The organism is Streptococcus sp. 32226D021BW (assembly GCF_053545015.1).
Genome location: NZ_JBPPVC010000008.1, coordinates 80308 through 99563, shown reverse-complemented (window position 1 = coordinate 99563; position 19256 = coordinate 80308). Strand labels below are relative to the sequence as shown.

Here is a 19256-nt window from a genome sequence, read left to right as displayed (position 1 = left end):
TTTCATCATATTATTTTTTATCCAACTGAGTACTTGGTTGCCAGAAAAAGCTGGCGATATAGCTAAAGACATAGGTCAAGCCTAGGACAAGCGCAACTAGTAAGAGTACAGGAACACGGTAAATGTAAGTCAAGATATTGGGTTTTTTCTTGGTTTGGAAAGATGCCGCATGGTCATCTAAGCGTTTGAACTCAGCCTCAATTCGGCCAGTTACTTCTGCTGTACCTGCATCGTCCATTCGCTTGATGTCTGAAACATCGATAGGATTTCCAAAAGCAACATCAATCCGCTCTCCAGCCAAAAGCCCCTTAATGGTTAAAGGCCCGACATAGGTAGCTGGCATGAGTTTGACCTTGGCAGACTTGGCGATGACTGCTACTCCACCTTTTAGTTCAGATGAATGACGGCTACCAGACGGGAACATGACCAGCGAACGGTCACTTTTTTTCAACATATTGACAGGATACTTGATGGCTGCCATGCCAGGATTTTCACGGTCAATGGGAAAGGCACCACACTTGCTAATCCACCAACCAAAGCCACGATCCTTGAAGAGCTCTTTCTTCGCCATGAAGATAAACTGCTTTGGTGCAGCCGCATAGCCCAGAAAAACAGGATCCCAGAAGGTCTTATGTGGGGCGATGAGGATATAATTTTCTTCCTTTGGCAAAATATTTTCTCTGTCATGATAATGAATATTACCATTGATAGCCCACAGTAAGAAAGTCAATAGCGTTCGTAGATAAGAATAAAACATATACTTCTCCTTTTCAATCTCCCCCATTATAGCATAAATAGATGGATAACCCCAGACCAAAGTTGTCAGGCTTTTTCAAAATCTTTTTCTTACAAACTAGACAGCACACTCTTACTAGGCTCGGGTTAAAACAGTCTATTCCTAGACTGTACCTCGCTCTCACATTTCAAGGCTCCGGTTAAAACAGTCTATTCCCAGACTGTTTTAATCAACCGACTTCAGGGCTTCTAGCATATCCACCTTTCTTAGATGATGGTTGACATAGATGCCAAGGGCTGCCAGAATGCCAATAATAGCCACCACTGGAATGATATACACTTCCAGTCCGACAGCGGGATTAAATCGAATGCTATCCGACCCAATCATTTCAAGGAGTAGCCTGTGCAGATATATCCCACCTACTAGTCCGACCACAATTCCGATAATGGAAAGGACAATGGTTTCCCGATAGATATACATAGTCACTTCCCGATTATGGAAGCCTAGGACTTTTATAGTAGACAGTTCTCGAATCCGCTCAGACATATTGATAATAGTGAGATTATAGAGAATAACCAGACCAAGCAAGATTGACAGAAGGACCAGAATGGTCATAATAGTCTGAAGAGAGCCTGCAATAGTGGTCAGCATAGCCATAAGTGAGGTATTTTGCACCAGACTTTTGACTGCTGGCATGGCTAGAAGCTGGCTAGCGAGCTTCTGAACGTGACTAGACTTATCATTTTTTAGCTGCACCAGATAGGCATTGGCAGTCTTTTGCTTGCCCGTCACTTGTTCATAATAACTTCTAGTCATATAGATGAAGTGCCCGGCATACATATCAGCAATAGCTGCGACCCTGACCTGCACTTCCTTATCTTCCAGAGTAAGTCCTATTTTATCCCCGACACTAACACCGTAGATTTGGGCGAGTTTTTCCGTGAGGACAATGCCCCTGCCACTCAGTTGGATAGCTTTACCAGAAGAATTTTCAAGACTGACTAGATTTCCCACATCCTTACGGTCTGAAATATACAATCCAATGGTAATATTTTTTCTCTGGTCGCCATCTTGCACTGTTTGACTGAGCTGTTCAAAAGCCACTGGCAAGGATTGACCAACCTGATCCGACTGGAGAAAGGCTGTTAATTTGTCTAAGTCCTCCTCATCTGCTCTGCTATTTTCCACTACCAACAAATCATAATGAATGAGTTCCCCAAACTGCCGTTGGACAACCCCTGAGATAGAGGAGCGAATGCCTAAGCCGCCGAAAAGGAGGGCGACTGTCCCTGCAACACCGAAGATGGTCATGAGCATGCGGAGCTTGTAACGAAAGATATTGCGGGCAGTCACCTTGTGGGTAAAGCTCAGGCGGGACCAAATAGCTGGCCATTTTTCTAGCCAAATACTAGAACCTGCTGCTGGAGGTTTTGGAAGGAGAAGTTGGGCTGGCTTCTCTTTCAATTCTCTCTGTGCCACCAGATAGGCAGGCAAAACGGAAGAAATCAATGAAAGCAATAGGGCTAGGCCTGTCCAAAGTGGATAAAAGTGTAGCTTGGCAGGGCCAATCACCGTCGTCTGCGTGATAATGCTCGAAATGATGGGTGATAGAACAAGGTTTCCGGCAAGAATGCCGACAAGAGTACCAACTAGGCCAGCTGCTAGGCCATATAGAAGGAACTTGGCCATGATTTGCCTATTGGTATAGCCAAGGGCCTTGAAAATGCCTGACTGGGTCCGCTCCTCATCGACAAAACGAGCCATGGTGGTAAAGGTAACTAGAGCAGCGACCAGATAGAGAACTAGTGGAAAGACATTGCCTACTGCCGCGATGGACTTGGTCGCATTGCTATAGGTCGTGTAGCCATCCCCACCTGGCAAACTGGACCTGGTGTAAATCTGATAAGGTGATTTTTCCAACTTGCTCAAGTCAGATTTGGCCTGGGCAATATCTGTTTGGGCCTGACTGATTTCTTGATTGGCTTGGGCCTGTTTTTCTGATAATTGAGTTTGGGCCTGGGCTAATTCCTTGTCTGCCGCTTCCAAGCGCAACTCTTCTTGACGAAGTTTCAAGTCAGAAGATTCCAGTTGGCTGACACCCCATTCATAATCAGAAACACCCTTATGATAGGCCGCAAGTCCTTGCTCATATTGAGCAAAACCAGCTTGGTACTGAGCCAAGCCTGTCTGGTATTCCTGGTTCCAAATGTTGTAGTCAGCTAGTTCAGACTCATAGGCACTCACCTTGCCCTGATAATAGTCATAATTCTTGAGGTAGGTCTGATGAGCTTGGTCATAACTAGCTTCAAGTTGGTCGAGACGAGCTTTTTCAGTATCCAAAACTTCCTGCCTGGCCAGTAAATCTGGATAGTCAGATAAGGTCTGTCCTGCCTGGACCTGACTAGCAATTTGCTGGTTGAGTGCTTCTTTTCCTTGGTACCAATTGGAACGACCGGTTGATATTTCTGAGGCAGATTGACTGAGTTGGGTATTCTGCCTATCTAGTTCTTGTTTGGCGCTCTCCAATTGTTGCGCCCTTTGAAGCAGTTCGGTATGACTTCCGTCCAAGAAGGATTTGGTTTGGTCCAGTTTGGCTTTCTGGCTATCCAATTCTTTCTTGCTTTCTTCTAATTGAAATTTGGTTTGCAACAATTGGGCAAGGACGGCTCGTAATTCTTCCTCTGATTGTAAGAGCTTAGCCCGTCCACGCGCAAATTCACTGCGACCACTTGCGACTTGTTCCTGACCAGTCGCTAGGTCTTCTGCTGCTTGATCCAGCTGAGATTGGGCTTGGGCAATGTCTTCTTCACCTTTAGCAATCTCTGTTTGCCCTTCTGCTTGAATGGCTTCCAACCGCTGTTCATCATTATCTGCTAATAGCTTTTCTAGGTCTTCTTGGTGTTGGTCCAGTTTCTCCTGATAGGCTTGACTAGAATAAGGCAGGTCTTTCAAATCATCATAAGCAAGCCGGGCGATTGTGTAGACTTCTGATTGGAAGCTGTCCTTGCTCACCACCCCATAGCCAGCCAGTTGTCCATCACCACTTGTGGCCAGTCCCATGGTTTCATTGTCCCAAATTTCTGACGAAGCCACAAAACCAACAACTGTAAAAGTAGTTTGAGTCAGAATAGTCCCATCCTTATCTGGCTCAGTCACCTGAAAGGTGTCACCCAATTTATAACTTGCTTGTAGCGAAGGAGCGAGAGCTATCTGGTCCTTCTTGCTCGGGAGTTTACCTTCTAATAATTTATAGGTGGAAATAGATTTTGGCGCTGAAAATAGTCGAACGGCCGTTAGATTTTTCTTGTCTACTACATCCTTAAAATGGCCAGCCTCTACTGTCGCACCTTTAATAGATGCCAATTCGTCCAGGTCAGCCTGACTGATACCCAGACCTGAAATGACAGCCAAATCCATTGTCCTATGGTCAGCGATATAGGTTTGGGCCGTCTTTTCCATATTGGGAGCCGTCACCTTGAGACCAGTCAATGCTAGAGCTCCCAACATCATCAGGCTAAAAATGGACAAAAAACGCCCCTTGGAAGAAAGCAGAGATTGCCTCATATCCTTCCAGTAGATTTTCTTTTTCATCATATCACCCACTAATATTCTAGGCTAGCAATATCCTGCGGTTCTGCATTCAGCTCAACAGAATGCACACGGGCGTCCCGCATCCGAATGACCCTATCTGCAATAGGAGCCAGAGAGCTATTGTGGGTCACGATAATCACCGTTGCCCCTTGTTTGCGGGACATATCTTGCAGGATTTGCAAGACCTGCTTACCTGTTTGGTAGTCCAGAGCGCCAGTTGGTTCATCGCAAAGCAAAATTTTAGGCTTTTTGGCAACAGCACGGGCAATGGCAACCCGTTGCTGCTCACCACCTGAAAGCTGAGCAGGGAAATTATTGATTCGATGGCCAAGTCCGACCTGTTCCAAGACTTCCTCGGCATCCAAGGCATCCTTGACGATTTCCGCAGCCAGTTCCACATTTTCCTTGGCGGTCAGATTGGCAACCAAATTGTAAAACTGGAAGACAAAACCTACATCATCTCTACGATAATTGGTCAGTTCATGACTTGACAGCTTGGCGATATCCACACCGTCAATCCAAACCTCCCCCTCGTCATTGCTATCCATGCCACCTAAGATATTGAGCAGAGTGGATTTGCCCGCACCAGATGAACCCAGAATGATGACCAACTCACCCTGCTCAATCTCAAAGGACACACCGTCATTGGCCACAATGGTCGCATCCCCCATTTGGTAGTATTTTGACGAATTGATTACTTGGATATAGGACATGGCACACCTCGCTTTTCTTAGTAATATTATAACATAAAGAGAGGGTGCTTACCCCCTCTTAACATCTATTATACTTGGGCAATAGCAGAGCCGCCATAGAGTTTCAATTCTTCTCTGATCGTTTGGTAGTAATATCGGTCAAAGGCCCGCCAAGCCAGCCTGCTGGTTTCACTCAATCGCAGATCGCCCAGTCCAACCAAAAAACTGGTCGAACGATAAAATTTCTCAATCGCAATCAGCTCAGAATTGGTGACCGACTTGGCCTCCGACAATATGCCTGTCATCTCTGTCAGATTATGTTGCAATCGCTGTTCATCAGCTGTTCCTCGTTTGTCTGCTTGGAAGGCCCGATTCAAGTCTTGAATGAGGGCCAAAACATCCTGAATAATCCGTGTCTTTTCCATAAAAGACCCTCCTTGTTTTTGATAAATTTAGTATATCAAATTAGACAAAGATATTCAAGTTGTTTGTGCAATCTCTTGATTTATATTTATGTTAACATTATAATTATAGATAATAACACATTTATTCATCTATCCCTTCACCATTTCTCCCCTGGAGGTATCTATGTTTCAAATTGAAGGAAAGCTATTTTTCCGTAGCAAGAAAAACTTGTTCGCTATCTTGGTCATGCTGATTGTAATCCTAGCTAGTTCCCTGCTAGCAGGTTATCACAATCGGCAGGCCAAATTAAAGGTCATCCAACACTATGAACAGTCTATCCAAAATTTTGAAAACATCATTCAAGATTTAGAAACACAGTATCAGACTCAAACTCTCAGTGAAGAGGATTACCAGGCTGAAAAAACATTCTTTACAAACTATATTGCCAACTACCAAAAGGAGATTGAGGCGGTCAAGAAGGAGGACTGGACCTATTTTTATGAGAAAAATATCCAGCACTATCAGCAGGATGGTCAATACATCAGCCTTTCCTACCAAAGCTATGATTTTACCCCACAAACCATCGAAAATACCTTCTTGATGTCCAAGTATCTGCTTGAAAAGGAGATACCCTCAGCCTTTCCAACTGAGCTTTACCTAACAGCCTTTGAGAATCCCCAAACACCAACAGATAGAGAAATCGTCAAGAGCCTGGGCCAGCAGGCCTTAAAGGGAACCAGTCATGAAATCTGGCAGGGTCAAAAACAGCTAGGCCTGGTCATCACCCTTCCTCTCTTTCTCTTAACTTTCACCAATTTTTTCATCAAAGACCAGCAGGGAACTAGCCGGCAGATTCGGCTTTTACAGACCCTGGGGCTGACTAGAATTCGAATTACAACCAATAAATACCTATCCTTCCTAACACTATATACTGCCCTCTTTCTCACCCTCTATCTGAGCCATTTTCTCATCGCTTTTTTGCTAAATGGAAATAGTAGCTGGATCTATCCCGTTACCACCTATAGCAGTAAGGGACTGACTTACAGTTTTATCACCACAGCTATCAAACCTATTTACCAAGTCATCTTTCTGGCATGTGGTATGCACTATCTCTACCTTCTATTTCTGCTGGGAGTGGCACAGACCTTGGCTAGAGTCTTAAAAAATGAACTGGCTGGACTGGTTGTCACACTGGGACTTGTCATCTCTGCCAACTTCTATCCCCATATCTTCAATCCATTCAGCCTTTGGAATGCAGGCAATCTGGCAGACGGAAGTGCTATCATCTACCATCAATTAACAGGATACAGCATTCCAAAAGTCTTTACGGTTCTTCTCATCAGCAACCTGCTCATCTATTGCCTGCAATTCTATCTCCTGACAAGAAAAAGTGAGGTTTAACCATGCGATTATCCATTCACAAGCTATGTAAATCCTACGGGAAAAAGAAAATACTAGACCAGCTAAACCTAGAACTGGTGGAACCTGGGATCTGGGCCTTGATTGGACCAAACGGTTCTGGAAAGACTACCCTCCTAGACTGCATTGCCAACCTGCAAACCTTTGATTCGGGAGAGATTTCTATAAACGGCAAGAAGCACAATGATCCAACTATCTACCGAACCTTTGCCTACCTGCAGGACAACCGGGTCCTCTACCCTGAATTGACTGGGCTGGAGCATTTACGATTGGTCCAAACTATCCAAGATTTACCAAAAGAGCGGATTGAGGAAGTCATCCAAGAAATCGGTATCCGTGATTATGTGAAGATCCCTGTCAAAAATTATTCCCTGGGAATGAAGCAACATCTCCTGCTGGCTATCGGTATTATGAACAAGCCCCAGGTTATGCTCTTGGATGAACCCTTGAACGGCTTGGACCCGACCAGCTACATCCAGACTAGAAAATTGCTCCAGAAACTAGCCAAGAATGGGTCAACCATTATCGTGTCTTCCCACCAATTAAATGAAGTGGATCAACTAACCGACCAACTGCTCTTTCTCAAACAAGGAAAAATCATTGAGCGAAAACTGGAACAGGGTGGGCGACAATATGCCGTTCAGACTAGTGACAATCAGACCGTTTATCAGAAACTTGGGCAAGTGGAGGGCCTGACTTTGGTCAATGATAGCATTCAGTTAGATACCAGTGTTCATAGTCTGCATTTCTACCTAGACCAAGTCATGACGTGTCAGGTGGAAATTCTGGAAATTACACTTCAGGAACACCAGTCCGAAGAGATTTATAAAGAACTATTTGAATAGGGAGGTCTGACCATGAAGCTACTGTCCCTTTTCATCCTACGACTGAGACGCAATGCTATTTTTCTATCCCTGATAACCGCTATCGCCCTTATCCCACTTGCCCTGTCCTATCAGAATGTCCTAGAGTCCGAAAACCTGCGCTTTGAGGATCGAGCCCGTATCATACAGGTCAAAAAAGAAGCTGAAATGGCCTTGTACTCTGACGATAAGGAAGCCCAAACCTTAGACCAGGAAAGCATGGATTATTATAAAAAACTATTGGAACTGGCGACCGCCTACTTAGAAAAGGAACATATCCAAGGCAAAAGTCAGGAGGTCTTGAAAACGGAGTTAGAACTCTATCAGACCTTGCAAAACTGGGAGGCACAGGGAAATAGAGTCAATCATTTTACGAGTAGCGAACTGGCAGAACGTATCACAGTCTATAAAAAAGTTCTAGAGCAAGCTCTTACTTTTCACTACTCTACTGCTCCCAAAGACTTTTATCTGACCTTGTTACAAGTTCTTCCAGCTAGTATCTATATGATTCCTCTTGTCATCTGCTGTCTCCTAACTTGGCTCCTCATGACCGACCTTTCCAAACATCGTGGTCTCCTCTTTATCAATGGACTATCCCCTGGTCAATATGCCACTAGCCTGACCTTGCTTGCTCTTCTCCTACAAGTTGCTATCTATACCCTCATCCTGTTCATGCTACTTCTATTGGCACATCAGTTCCAATTTACCTTCCAGAAAGACTATCCTCTACTAGTCGACACAAATCCTCTCTCTACCATATCTATCAGGGAACAATTACAGAAACTCCTGCTGGTAATGGCTGGTGTGACAGGTTTCTATCTGACCTTTATCCGATTAGCAACAGCTAAAGTCCTACAAAGATATAAGCGAAAATAAGCCACCTCGAAAATGGTGGTTTTTTGAACGCAAAAAACGATGCCATTACAGCATCGTCTTCCTCTTTATTTTGCAGCTGCTAGGGCTGCTTCATAGTTGGGATGTTCGTTGACATTGTCCAAGTATTCTACGTAGACGATCTCATTGTCGGCATTAAGGACAAAGACCGCACGCGCCAGCAAGTTCCACTCTCGCATGAGTACACCATAGGATTTACCAAAGGCATGATCATAGTAATCAGACAGGGTAACGGCATCTTCCAAACCTGCGGCGCCACACCAGCGTTTTTGGGCAAATGGCAGATCAGCCGAAATGGTGATGACAACCGTATTGCCACGATCAGCCAGTTCCTGATTGAAGCGACGGGTCTGGGTATCGCAAATCCCTGTGTCAATAGAAGGCACAATACTGATGACCTTAGTCTGCTTGCCAAAGTCTTTCAGACTTTTCAAGCTCAAGTCATTGGCCATGAGGACAAAGTCAGGAGCCGTGTCTCCCACTCGCAACTTCGGACCTACCAAGGTCACCGGTTTTCCAATAAAAGTTGTCATAAATATCTCCCTTGCACTTAATATATCTATTGTAAGCGTTTATGTAAAAAAATACCAGTTTTTTGACTGGTATTTTAGTTTATGTTCACCCTTTTCAATCGCAGAGCGTTCAAGAGTACGGAGACTGAGCTCAGGCTCATTGCTGCTCCTGCAAACATAGGATTGAGCAGGGGGCCGCCAAATAAATGAAGAATCCCCATGGCAACTGGAATGCCCAATACATTGTAGGCAAAAGCCCAGAAGAGATTTTGTTTAATAGTTCGCATGGTTGCTCGGCTGAGCGTGAGGGCTCGCGGCACGTCCAACAAGTCACTCCGCATCAAGACTACATCTGCAGACTCGATAGCAACATCGGTACCCGATCCGATGGCTAGACCCAAATCTGCCTGTGCCAAAGCAGGTGCGTCGTTAATGCCGTCTCCGACCATGGCCACTCGTTTGCCCTCTGCCTGCAAGACCTGGATCTGACGAGCCTTGTCTTCTGGTAGGACATCGCTAATCACGCGGTCAATGCCGACTTCTTGTGCAATAGCCTGAGCAGTTTTCTCGTTATCTCCTGTCAGCATGACCACTTCCACTCCTTGCTGACGCAGTTTGGCGATGGCTTGACGACTGGTGGGTTTTACCGTGTCGGCTACGGCGATGAGGGCCAAAAGCTGACCTGCTTCTGCTAGATACATAGGGGTTTTGCCTTGACTGGCTAGTCGCTCTGCCTGCTGGCTAGCAAGTGCCGCATCAACACCTGCCTCCACCATTAGTTTGGCATTGCCAAAGAAAATGGTCTGCTCTGCTATGGTCACCGACAAGCCTCGACCTGCATGGGCCTGGAAGTTGGTCGTCGGTAAGAGCTCCAAATCTGCCTGCTTGGCCGCATCCAGAATGGCCTGGCCTAGAGGGTGCTCCGAGTTCTGCTCGCTGCTGGCTGCCAGCTGGAGTAGTTCCTGCTCTGTCCGATCCGAGAAGGTAATCAGATCTGTCACCTGCGGCTGACCTTGGGTGATAGTGCCTGTCTTGTCAAAGACCATGACCTCAATCTTGGGCAGGATTTCCAAGGCCTGACCGGACTTGAAGAGGACGCCGTTCTCCGCACCCTTGCCCGTACCGACCATGATTGCCGTTGGTGTCGCTAGTCCCAGTGCACAAGGACAGGCGATGACCAAGACCGAAATGGTGATAGACAGAGAGAAAATCCAGGAATGTTGCCCCAAGAGCAACCAAGCTAGGCCTGAGAGAACCGCAAGACCCATGACAATAGGCACAAAGACCGCCGACACCTGATCAGCCAACTTGGCAATGGGGGCCTTAGAGCCCTGTGCTGCCTCAACCAGCTGGATAATCTGAGCCAGACTGGTATCCTGACCGACGCGAGTTGCCCGAAAGCGAAAGGCACCGGTTTTATTAAGGGAGGCACCGACCACCTGATCTCCGACAGACTTGCTGACGGGTAGACTTTCTCCTGTCAACATGGACTCATCGACAGTCGATTGTCCCTCAACTACAACACCGTCCACCGCAATTTTTTCACCCGGCCGGACGATGACAATGTCACCCACGACCACCTCTTCTAATGTCACCTGCACTTCCTGCTCATTACGCAGGACCTGAGCCGTCTTGGGTGCCAAGTCCATGAGGTGCTTAATAGCCTCTGACGTTCTCCCCTTGGACACGGCCTCCAGATACTTGCCTAGGGTAATCAGAGTCAAGATAACCGCCCCCGACTCAAAATAGAGTTCTGGATGTCCACCATGTCCCATCTCGACCGCATCTTGGGCGATTAAGGCAATCATGATAAGGCCTTGGGCAATAGCAGAGCTGGTACCAATAGCAATCAGGGAGTCCATATTGGGATGACCTGCTAGCAGGGTCTGAAAACCCTTGGTAAAGAAGCTCCGCCCTAGATAGACAATCGGTAGTAGCAAGATGAACTGAGCCAAGGCAAAAGTCATGGGCTCATGTAACCATTGGGGCAGGGGCAAGTTAACCATGGGACCCATAGCAATATAAAGTAAGGGGAGGGTGAAAACTACTGACCAAATAAAACGAGTCCAGAGACTGGCAATCTGCTCCCCTTGTCTGTCTGTCAAATCTGTCTGTCCCTTTCTTACTGGCTTGATAGCCTTGTAACCAGCCTGCTCAACGGCAGACAAAATTGCAGCCGCATTCAAGCGGTCCTTGTCATATGTCATCGTTGCATTTTCCGTTGCCAGATTGACAGCCACTTCTTCCATACCTGCCAGTTTTCCCAGAGTCTTTTCTACCGTCATGGCACAGGAAGCACAGGTCATGCCCTCAATAGCATAGGTTTCTGTGATAAGATTGCGAACCAAACCGTAACCCGCCTTTTCGACTGCCTGACCAATGTCGCTCAGGCTCAAGAGGTTTTCATCAAAACTGACACTCAATTTTTCAGTTGCCAAATTGACACTGGCTTCTTCTACTCCCGCCAATTTCCCAACAGCTTTTTCCACTGTCATAGCACAGGAAGCACAGGTCATGTCTGCTATTCTGACACTTTCTTTTTGCATGTTTCTCTCCTTTGACTACATCTGTAATTATATTATACAAAATCTGACTACATTTGTAAACGAATTTGTTTTGAAAAAAGAGAGGTCGCCCTCTACTTCTTTTTAGCCAACATGGTCGCAAATCGCATCTTAAGGAAATTACCATTCTCATCACGCTTATGAAGTTGACCAAAATCTTCATTGTACTTGACCAATTCCCAGTCACGATAGTATTCCTTCAACTCCCCTGCTCCAAAGGTAAAGGAGAAATTCATAGGACAAGGGGCATCTTCCGTATCCATGGCCGCCACAATCAAGTTATAGCCACCAGGTCGTGTCTGCTCCTGCATATTTTGGATAATGGCTGGCACCCGATCCCGCTCCAAAAACATAAAGACTACTGTTGAGATAATCCAGTCGTAGTTCTGCTCCAGACTGGCTGAATTGATGTCATAGGTCCCAGCCTGCAAGTCCAAGTCCTCCACTTCCTTGACCTGCAAGAGTGTCTGAATGCTGGGCACATGTTTATCAACTGCCGTCACCTCAAATCCCTGCTGAGCCAAGTAGAGACTGTTCCTGCCATGACCACAGCCCAAGTCCAAGACCTTGCAAGGCTCGATGATTTTCAAAGCCTCCAAGACCTCTGAATGCGTCCGCGTGTAGTCGTACTTTTTAGCAAAGTAATCCTCTGGCTGACAGAAAAATTCCAAGAAAAACTCCGTATCCTCTGTCAACAAGGTCACCCGATGCCAAGCCTGTGGCTCCACAAAAGGAATATCGTCTGTCGGACCATAGACAAATTCTCCCAAAATCTCATTATCATCTGAAATCGGCTCAAATTTGAGCTGACCTTTCAAGACCTTGATTTTGGCCCAAGTACCTACCTTGGTATTGTGCTTGGTCAAAAAATGCTGGGGAACCGTCTCCTGATTCCAAATGGGCATGCGTTTGTAAGGAACTAAAACTATCATTATCTCTCCTTTTTGTCAATAGTAGTTATAGTCTATCACAAAGAAAAATGGAATTCAAACTGCTTTTTTACTTGACTTGGAGTTGACTCCAAGGTGTATAATATAGAAAACTAGAAAGGTTGCTTACTAATAAATGTAGGTGTGTAGAAAATATGAAAACAGCTATTTATGAAAAATCCGGCAAGATGACCCTTGCCGAAGTCGAAAAACCAAGCCTTCAAGCCAAGGACGATGTCATTATCAAGGTCGTTAGGGCCTGTGTCTGTGGTTCTGACCTCTGGCGTTATGATGAGAGTGTTCCTCACGAACACGGTGATAGCAACTCCGGTCATGAGGCAATCGGGATTGTAGAGGAAGTTGGTGAGGACATTACGACACTTGTTCCTGGTGATTTCGTAATTGTACCCTTTACACACGGTTGCGGACACTGTGATGCCTGCCGTGCTGGTTTCGACGGTACCTGTGACAACCATCCAGGTGTACAAAATTTTGGCAATAATTACCAGTCACAATACATCCGTTTCCACTACGGGAATTGGGCCTTGATCAAGGTGCCTGGTCAGCCGAGTGATTATTCAGAAGGGATGATTAAATCCCTCTTGACCTTGGCAGATGTGATGCCAACTGGCTACCACGCAGCTCGCGTAGCAGATGTCAAACCTGGTGATAAGGTGGTTGTCATCGGTGACGGAGCAGTGGGACAATGTGCTGTCATTGCTGCAAAAATGCGCGGTGCTTCTCAGATTGTCATGATGAGCCGCCATGCAGACCGCCAGCAAATGGCTCTGGAATCAGGTGCCACCGCTGTTGTTGCTGAACGGGGCGAGGAAGGAATTGCCAAAGTCCGTGAAATTCTTGGCGGTGGTGCTGATGCTGCCCTTGAATGTGTCGGAACAGAAGCCTCTATTGACCAAGCCCTCGGCGTCCTTCACAATGGTGGTCGAATCGGCTTTGTCGGTATTCCACATTACAACAACCATGCCCTCGGTTCCACCTTCTCCACCAACATTATCATCGGTGGCGGGGCAGCTTCCGTTACAACCTATGTCAAAGATATTCTACTAGAGGCCATCCTCAAAGGCCACATCAATCCAGGTCGAGTTTTCACCCAAACATACAGACTAGACAATATCGACCAAGCCTACAAAGACATGGCCAACCGCAAAACTATTAAAGCAATGGTGACGGTGGATTAATACTCTTCGAAAATCAAAGTCAGACCTTGTTGAGTTGATTTGATGAGTGTAAAGTACCTATGGAGCTTTGCAGCCTACCACTTGAAAATGTGAAAGTAGTAGAGTTCTATCTGCTCTTGGAGATAGGCGAATTCTGATTTTAATTAAGTAAAATACAAAAAGCAACCTCTAGAAATCCTAGTACTCCTGGAGGTTCATATTTTATATACTACTCAACTGCCAACTCCCCCCACCAGTCAACTCTAATTGCTGATTACAAATCTCTAAAATTTTCTTTCGATGTGTAATGGCAATAAAAATAGCAGGGTTTTCATCTAGGTAGGATGCAATCGTGGCAACGACCGAGTCTTCAGTTGCTTGGTCCAAGGCTGAGGTCGGTTCATCGTAAATCAGTACATCAACTGATCGATTTAAACTTCTAGCGATTCCAATACGCTGTCTTTCTCCACCTGATAGAGAGTGTTTGCTGTCAACTTCTCGCCCCAACAAATCTTCCAGATGCAAGCCTGCAATGACCTGTTCTGAGAGTTCCCATCCTTGATCAAACTGAATATTCTCGCGTACCCCAGCCGCAAATAAAAAGACATCTTGAGGTAAATAGGATATACGAACCAAGAAATCTTCTGTCTCAAAATCGAATAGATTTTGTCCATTCACTAAAATATGACCACTAGTTGGATGAAGAATTCCTAGCAACAATTTTGACAAGGTTGACTTACCACTGCCTGTCTGTCCAACAACTGCCAAACGACTACCGACTTCTAACCTCAAATCTAACTCTTGAATCATATTCTGATTGGACTCATAAGCAAAGCAAACCTTCTGAAGTTCCAAGGTCTGAATTCTGCTTAATTCCTGCTTCAATACAGGCCTTTCTACTGACTCCTCATGCTTAAAAAATTCCTGTAATCGTGGCAAAGCGACATCAGCTTGTTGTTTTAACCGATTCAGCGTTGCGATACTAAAAACAGGATCTAAAATCCAATGTGTATAGGACTGCAAGGTAAATAAACTGCCTAAAGTCAACTTCCCTTGTAATACTAGATAGACACCAACTCCTAGAATCGTGATGGGAATAATGGAATAAAAGAAATTCATAAATGCACTATCTAAGGATGACACTCGCAATACTTGTGTTTTTGAAACCAGATAGCAATTTAAAGAATCTTGAAAACGTCTCTTAAAAAATATATCTTTCAGACCGAGTTTAATAGTTTCTCGACCTTGCAATAATTCGACTGTATCCTCCATTACCTTAGAATAAGATTCGCTTTCAATCTGAATTCTGGGCTTAATACTCTTATTGAGAGCTAAATAGATACAAGTATAAGCTACAAAAATACCAAAGATAATGACTGTCAGTTCAAAACTAGTTATAAAGAAAATACTATAGATGATCAGCAGGCGCGTCATAAAAATAATGATCTCTGGAATCAAATAGACCAAGTATTTTGCATAAGTCTCACTATCATTCAGAATTTTATTGAGTTTATCACCATTTTCCTGATGACTGAAGGAAGATAGAGGTTCTCCCAAAGCAGCTGACATGACATGATAACGCATGAGCATAATCCCTTTTGCCAGAGTCTGTTGAAAGAAGAAATCTTTTATATAATAGATTAGAAAATCTAAGATAGAAACTAGTACTAGCAGAAAGATTGTATGATAGATGGCATCCATTCTCCCCCCTTGATTGATTTGACTAATTTGGTCAATCAAGTAGCCAATCAAGACAGGTTGGCTAAGGGAAAAGAGAATCGATAGTAATTGAAAAAATAAGGTTACCAATCTCTGTATCCGAATCGGCTTTAAAGTCTGTTTAAAAGTAGTCATCGCTTCCTCCTTTTGGCTCTCTAATTTAATATATCAAAATCCACTATACATTTCTACCCCATTACTCCATGAAAAAATACTGAGACTTCTCCCAGTTTTAGCGACTATTGATAGCGGCAGGTGGGCATGACCTAGCTCGCTCTGTTTTGCGCTGGCGGAATCAACTCTGGGCTTTATCCCGCTCTATTTTCCTATAGATTGCCCTTAACAAGAAAAATAGTTGTCCAAATAGATAAAAAATAAACAGGATCGCCCCAATCCAAAATACCCATACCAAACCTAAAATATAAAAGCGTTCTATATTTTCTGAGAAATATCAAAAAGACCAGGATTTCTCCCAGTCTTAGCGACTATTAATCGCCTTCATGGTCCGTTTGATATCCCGGTCTTGTTCACGGCGTTTAATTGACTCCCGCTTGTCGTAGTCGTGCTTCCCTTTGGCAAGCCCAATCAAGACCTTGGCAAAGCCGTCCTTGATATAGACCTTGAGGGGCACCAGAGTCATCCCAGTTCCCTTGACTTCATTCCCCAAATCTACAATCTGCTTCTTCCGCAAGAGCAACTTGCGGGTCCGCGTTGGCTCCTGGTTCCAGATATTGCCCTCATCATAGGGAGCGATATGGACATTGACCAACCAAGCCTCTCCCTGCTTGATCTGGGCAAAGCCGTCCTTGAGGTTAATCCGCCCCGCACGAATAGACTTAATCTCCGTCCCCGTCAGGACCATCCCCGCCTCCACTGTATCGACAATGGTATAGTCGTGGCGGGCTTTTTTATTCTGTGCAATCACATTGCCCTCACCCTTGGCCATGCCTATCTCCTTTTCTTCTTGTTCTTTTTAGCTACTTCTTTGTAAAATGGTTTCTTTTTCTTGTCTTTTTTCCCACTTTTTGACTTGTGGTCTTTTCCAGACTTGTGATGTTTGCTGTCGCGACCAGCAGCTTCTTGTTTGTGGTGCTTGCCCCTTCCTCGCCCTGACCGATCATCACGGTCACGGTTGGAGTGACTAGCAGTTCTCCGCTTGGCTTTCAAAGCTTTTTCCACAATATCCAGCTCGGACGGCACGTGGGCAAAATCGATTTCCCCTGTCATCTTGTCCGCCCGCGTTAGCTTGATACGAATTGGCTGACCGACACGGAAGACTCGACCAGATTTCTCACCCTGCAAGGTCAGAGTCCGCTCGTGGAACTGGTAGTATTCGTTGAGGTTGGTGATATGAATCAGACCTTCAACCGTGTTTGGTAACTCGACAAAGAGACCAAACTTGACCACGCTAGACACGACACCATCAAACTCTTGCCCAACAAATTCTTGCATGAACTCTGCCTTCTTCATGGCTTCGACTTCCCGCTCTGCCTCAATGGCACGGCGTTCTAAACTGGACGAAGACTTGGCAAGCTCAGGAATAACCTGCTCAAAATGCTCTGCTTTTTCCGCAGGATTGTGACCATATTCCCGTACCATCCGGTGAACCAGCAGGTCGGGATAGCGGCGGATAGGGCTGGTGAAGTGGGTGTAGAACTCGGCACCCAGACCGTAGTGGCCGTGGTTGTGCTCTGAGTAACGTGCCTGCTGCATGGAGCGAAGCAACATCATGTTGAGGACGTCCGCATAGGGTTCATCCTTGACCCGCTCCATAAGATCTTGAAGGGCATCCTGACTGATAGAGCTGGCTGTACCATAGACCGTCAGACCAAAGCTAGTCGCATAGTCGATGAACTTCTGCAGCTTGTCCGACTTAGGCTCCTCGTGGATCCGATAGATGAAAGGCAGGTCTATCTTGGCAAAATGCTCAGCAACGCACTCGTTGGCAGCCAGCATGAAGGACTCAATCATCCGCTCGGCAATGCCCCGCTGACGCAGCTGGATATCGACTGGCAGACCGTCCTTGTTGACGATGATTTTGGCTTCAGCTGTATCAAAGTTGAGAGCCCCACGCTTGTAGCGCATGGTTTCCAGCGTCTCATGGAGTTTGACCATGAGCTCAACACTCGGCACGATTGCCTTGTATTTGTCCAGCTTTTCCTTGTTACCTGCAATCATATCATTGACATCGGAATAGGTCATACGGAAGGTGGTTTTGATGACCGTTTGGCCAATCCAGTGCTTGACAACCTTGCCCTTGCGGTTAATTTCCATAATGGCTGACTGGGTCAGGCGATCCACATTTGGATTGAGGGAGCAAATGCCGTTTGACAGGCGTTCTGGCAGCATTGGCACCACACGGTCGGTCACATAGACAGAGGTTCCACGTTTGACAGCTTCCTGATCCAAGGCTGAGCCTTCGGTCACATAGTAGCTGACATCGGCGATATGGACACCCAGTTCCAGATTGCCATTCTTGAGTTGCTTGATATGGACCGCATCATCCAAGTCCTTGGCATCCGCACCGTCGATAGTAAAGATGATTTCATCCCGCAGGTCCAAACGTCCTGCAAAGTCCTGTTCTGATGGACTTTCTGGTACCCGATTGGCCTCCGCCAAGACTTCATCTGGGAACTCCGACACGATGTCCATGGATTCCAAGACTTCTAAGACATCGATGCCCACATCGTCCTTATGGCCCACCACATCCCGAATGGTCGCAACAAAGTGGTCACGTTTCTTGTTAGGATAAGCTTCAATGTCGACTTTTAGGATTTCTGTTCCGGTCAATACCAAAGGTGATTTCTTGATGTAAATCTTCTGAGCGATTTTCTGGTTTTTAGACTTGATGTAGCCTGCATACTCAGGCCTGTCTTCGTCAAAAACAATCAAGCCCACCGCTGTTTTCAGGCTATGTTCCAAAATATCAATGACTTCCGCTTCCGCAGCCGTCCCCTTGAGTCTGTCCGCCACTTTCTTGATAGCAACTTCCACTCGATCGCCTTCAATAGCGAAGTTGACATCGTCACGGCTGACAAAGAGGTCATCTTCCTCTTCATCAATGGTCACAAAGCCAAAGCCTGACTTGTGGGCACGAAAAATACCCTGTAAGGTCACCTTGTTTTTGGATAATTTGGGTGCTGGCAGAGCAATTCGACCCGCATTGTCAAAGACAAGTTGACGACTGCCTTCCATGCTAGAAACCAGCTTGACCAAGTCTGTAAAGCTCTTAGCAGAACTAGCTCCAAACTGATCTGCCAGCTGGTCCATGGTCACAGGACCAACTTCTTTTATATAGTTAATAATATCGTTTTTCATTTTAATGTTTACCAAGTGCTAGATAAATTCCTAGCACAATTTCTCTTAACGTTACTTGTTTTTTCTTTTATTGGTTAGACAAGCGGAGAAACTGCATTTCCCAATGTCAACTATCAACCGTCGCCGCTATTTTAGCATTTCACAGTTCTGGTCTACTCCTAAAAAAATAGACTAAGAACAAGTCCCAGTCTGATTTATCTATTTACTTGAAATGATAACAAGTGCCAGCGCATCCAACATCCATAGGAAAATCAGAATAGCCGTAATACGTTGCATCACAGCCTCAAAACCACGCGCCTTAGTACGCTCAAACAAGGCTCCGCTCGTTGAATCAAAAACGTTGCTCGACTGGTTCTTGGCTGGTTGGATAAAAATCACCGCAATCAAAATAACAGATAAAATCAAAAGAATGGTTAATAATAGTTGATACATATGA

At 45.4% G+C, this 19256-nt stretch carries 15 protein-coding genes; 4 read left to right on the top strand and 11 right to left on the bottom strand.

Features of this window, described 5'->3' with window-relative positions; translation table 11 throughout:
- Positions 1–10: 10 nt before the first annotated feature.
- The 4 genes from ACEE44_RS06730 to ACEE44_RS06715 form a co-directional block, all read right to left on the bottom strand.
- Positions 11–757, bottom strand: a complete 747-nt coding sequence (locus tag ACEE44_RS06730; protein ID WP_449171708.1) for a lysophospholipid acyltransferase family protein — start codon at positions 755–757, stop codon at positions 11–13.
- A gap of 204 nt (positions 758–961) precedes the next feature.
- Entirely contained in the window at positions 962–4327 is a 3366-nt protein-coding gene (locus tag ACEE44_RS06725) for an FtsX-like permease family protein (RefSeq protein WP_449171707.1), read from the bottom strand.
- Between the two features lie 11 nt (positions 4328–4338).
- Positions 4339–5040, bottom strand: a complete 702-nt coding sequence (locus ACEE44_RS06720; RefSeq protein WP_172023649.1) for an ATP-binding cassette domain-containing protein — start codon at positions 5038–5040, stop codon at positions 4339–4341.
- A gap of 68 nt (positions 5041–5108) precedes the next feature.
- Positions 5109–5444 carry a helicase BlpT gene (locus ACEE44_RS06715; protein ID WP_449171706.1) on the bottom strand — a complete coding sequence of 112 codons (336 nt, stop codon included), beginning with the start codon at positions 5442–5444 and terminating at the stop codon, positions 5109–5111.
- A gap of 163 nt (positions 5445–5607) precedes the next feature.
- Between ACEE44_RS06715 and ACEE44_RS06710 the strand changes: the two genes are divergently transcribed.
- From ACEE44_RS06710 to ACEE44_RS06700, 3 genes are read left to right on the top strand one after another with little or no spacing between them, the layout of a single operon-like run.
- Positions 5608–6825, top strand: a complete 1218-nt coding sequence (locus tag ACEE44_RS06710) for a hypothetical protein (RefSeq protein WP_449171705.1) — start codon at positions 5608–5610, stop codon at positions 6823–6825.
- A 2-nt stretch (positions 6826–6827) separates the two neighbouring features.
- Complete coding sequence (locus ACEE44_RS06705) at positions 6828–7688, top strand: ABC transporter ATP-binding protein (protein WP_449171704.1); 861 nt, start codon at positions 6828–6830, stop codon at positions 7686–7688.
- 12 nt (positions 7689–7700) lie between these two features.
- Positions 7701–8582 carry a hypothetical protein gene (locus tag ACEE44_RS06700; RefSeq protein ID WP_449171703.1) on the top strand — a complete coding sequence of 294 codons (882 nt, stop codon included), beginning with the start codon at positions 7701–7703 and terminating at the stop codon, positions 8580–8582.
- Between the two features lie 65 nt (positions 8583–8647).
- Here ACEE44_RS06700 and tpx read toward each other — a convergent pair whose 3' ends face one another.
- The 3 genes from tpx to tehB all read right to left on the bottom strand — a co-directional run bounded on the left by tpx (position 8648) and on the right by tehB (position 12608).
- On the bottom strand, positions 8648–9133 hold the full coding sequence (tpx, locus tag ACEE44_RS06695) for a thiol peroxidase (protein WP_449171702.1): 486 nt from the start codon (positions 9131–9133) through the stop codon (positions 8648–8650).
- 74 nt (positions 9134–9207) lie between these two features.
- Positions 9208–11658: a heavy metal translocating P-type ATPase gene (locus ACEE44_RS06690; protein WP_449171701.1), complete on the bottom strand. Its 2451-nt coding sequence runs from the start codon at positions 11656–11658 to the stop codon at positions 9208–9210.
- 92 nt (positions 11659–11750) lie between these two features.
- The gene (gene tehB, locus ACEE44_RS06685) at positions 11751–12608 is read right to left on the bottom strand and encodes an SAM-dependent methyltransferase TehB (protein ID WP_449171700.1); all 858 of its coding nucleotides are present in this window, start codon (positions 12606–12608) and stop codon (positions 11751–11753) included.
- 152 nt (positions 12609–12760) lie between these two features.
- Here tehB and ACEE44_RS06680 point away from each other — a divergent pair, with 152 nt between their 5' ends.
- A complete protein-coding gene (locus ACEE44_RS06680) occupies positions 12761–13804 on the top strand; it encodes a zinc-binding dehydrogenase (RefSeq protein WP_449171699.1) in 1044 nt (347 codons plus the stop codon).
- 201 nt (positions 13805–14005) lie between these two features.
- Here the strand turns inward: ACEE44_RS06680 and ACEE44_RS06675 are convergent, their stop codons facing one another.
- The 4 genes from ACEE44_RS06675 to secG form a co-directional block, all read right to left on the bottom strand.
- A complete protein-coding gene (locus ACEE44_RS06675) occupies positions 14006–15637 on the bottom strand; it encodes an ABC transporter ATP-binding protein (RefSeq protein ID WP_449171698.1) in 1632 nt (543 codons plus the stop codon).
- A gap of 343 nt (positions 15638–15980) precedes the next feature.
- Positions 15981–16448 carry an SsrA-binding protein SmpB gene (smpB, locus tag ACEE44_RS06670; protein ID WP_449171697.1) on the bottom strand — a complete coding sequence of 156 codons (468 nt, stop codon included), beginning with the start codon at positions 16446–16448 and terminating at the stop codon, positions 15981–15983.
- 2 nt (positions 16449–16450) lie between these two features.
- Complete coding sequence (gene rnr, locus ACEE44_RS06665; RefSeq protein WP_449171696.1) at positions 16451–18820, bottom strand: ribonuclease R; 2370 nt, start codon at positions 18818–18820, stop codon at positions 16451–16453.
- 198 nt (positions 18821–19018) lie between these two features.
- The gene (gene secG / locus ACEE44_RS06660) at positions 19019–19252 is read right to left on the bottom strand and encodes a preprotein translocase subunit SecG (protein WP_029943597.1); all 234 of its coding nucleotides are present in this window, start codon (positions 19250–19252) and stop codon (positions 19019–19021) included.
- Between the last annotated feature and the right edge of the window lie 4 nt (positions 19253–19256).

Bases quoted from the DNA above. Each gene is read 5' to 3' on its own strand.
- ACEE44_RS06700 (WP_449171703.1), top strand. From the start codon at position 7,701: ATGAAGCTACTGTCCCTTTTCATCCTACGACTGAGACGCAATGCTATT.
- ACEE44_RS06690 (WP_449171701.1), bottom strand. From the start codon at position 11,658: ATGCAAAAAGAAAGTGTCAGAATAGCAGACATGACCTGTGCTTCCTGT.
- ACEE44_RS06730 (WP_449171708.1), bottom strand. From the start codon at position 757: ATGTTTTATTCTTATCTACGAACGCTATTGACTTTCTTACTGTGGGCT.
- tehB (WP_449171700.1), bottom strand. From the start codon at position 12,608: ATGATAGTTTTAGTTCCTTACAAACGCATGCCCATTTGGAATCAGGAG.
- ACEE44_RS06720 (WP_172023649.1), bottom strand. From the start codon at position 5,040: ATGTCCTATATCCAAGTAATCAATTCGTCAAAATACTACCAAATGGGG.
- secG (WP_029943597.1), bottom strand. From the start codon at position 19,252: ATGTATCAACTATTATTAACCATTCTTTTGATTTTATCTGTTATTTTG.
- smpB (WP_449171697.1), bottom strand. From the start codon at position 16,448: ATGGCCAAGGGTGAGGGCAATGTGATTGCACAGAATAAAAAAGCCCGC.
- ACEE44_RS06725 (WP_449171707.1), bottom strand. From the start codon at position 4,327: ATGAAAAAGAAAATCTACTGGAAGGATATGAGGCAATCTCTGCTTTCT.
- ACEE44_RS06715 (WP_449171706.1), bottom strand. From the start codon at position 5,444: ATGGAAAAGACACGGATTATTCAGGATGTTTTGGCCCTCATTCAAGAC.
- ACEE44_RS06710 (WP_449171705.1), top strand. From the start codon at position 5,608: ATGTTTCAAATTGAAGGAAAGCTATTTTTCCGTAGCAAGAAAAACTTG.
- ACEE44_RS06705 (WP_449171704.1), top strand. From the start codon at position 6,828: ATGCGATTATCCATTCACAAGCTATGTAAATCCTACGGGAAAAAGAAA.
- tpx (WP_449171702.1), bottom strand. From the start codon at position 9,133: ATGACAACTTTTATTGGAAAACCGGTGACCTTGGTAGGTCCGAAGTTG.
- rnr (WP_449171696.1), bottom strand. From the start codon at position 18,820: ATGAAAAACGATATTATTAACTATATAAAAGAAGTTGGTCCTGTGACC.
- ACEE44_RS06675 (WP_449171698.1), bottom strand. From the start codon at position 15,637: ATGACTACTTTTAAACAGACTTTAAAGCCGATTCGGATACAGAGATTG.
- ACEE44_RS06680 (WP_449171699.1), top strand. From the start codon at position 12,761: ATGAAAACAGCTATTTATGAAAAATCCGGCAAGATGACCCTTGCCGAA.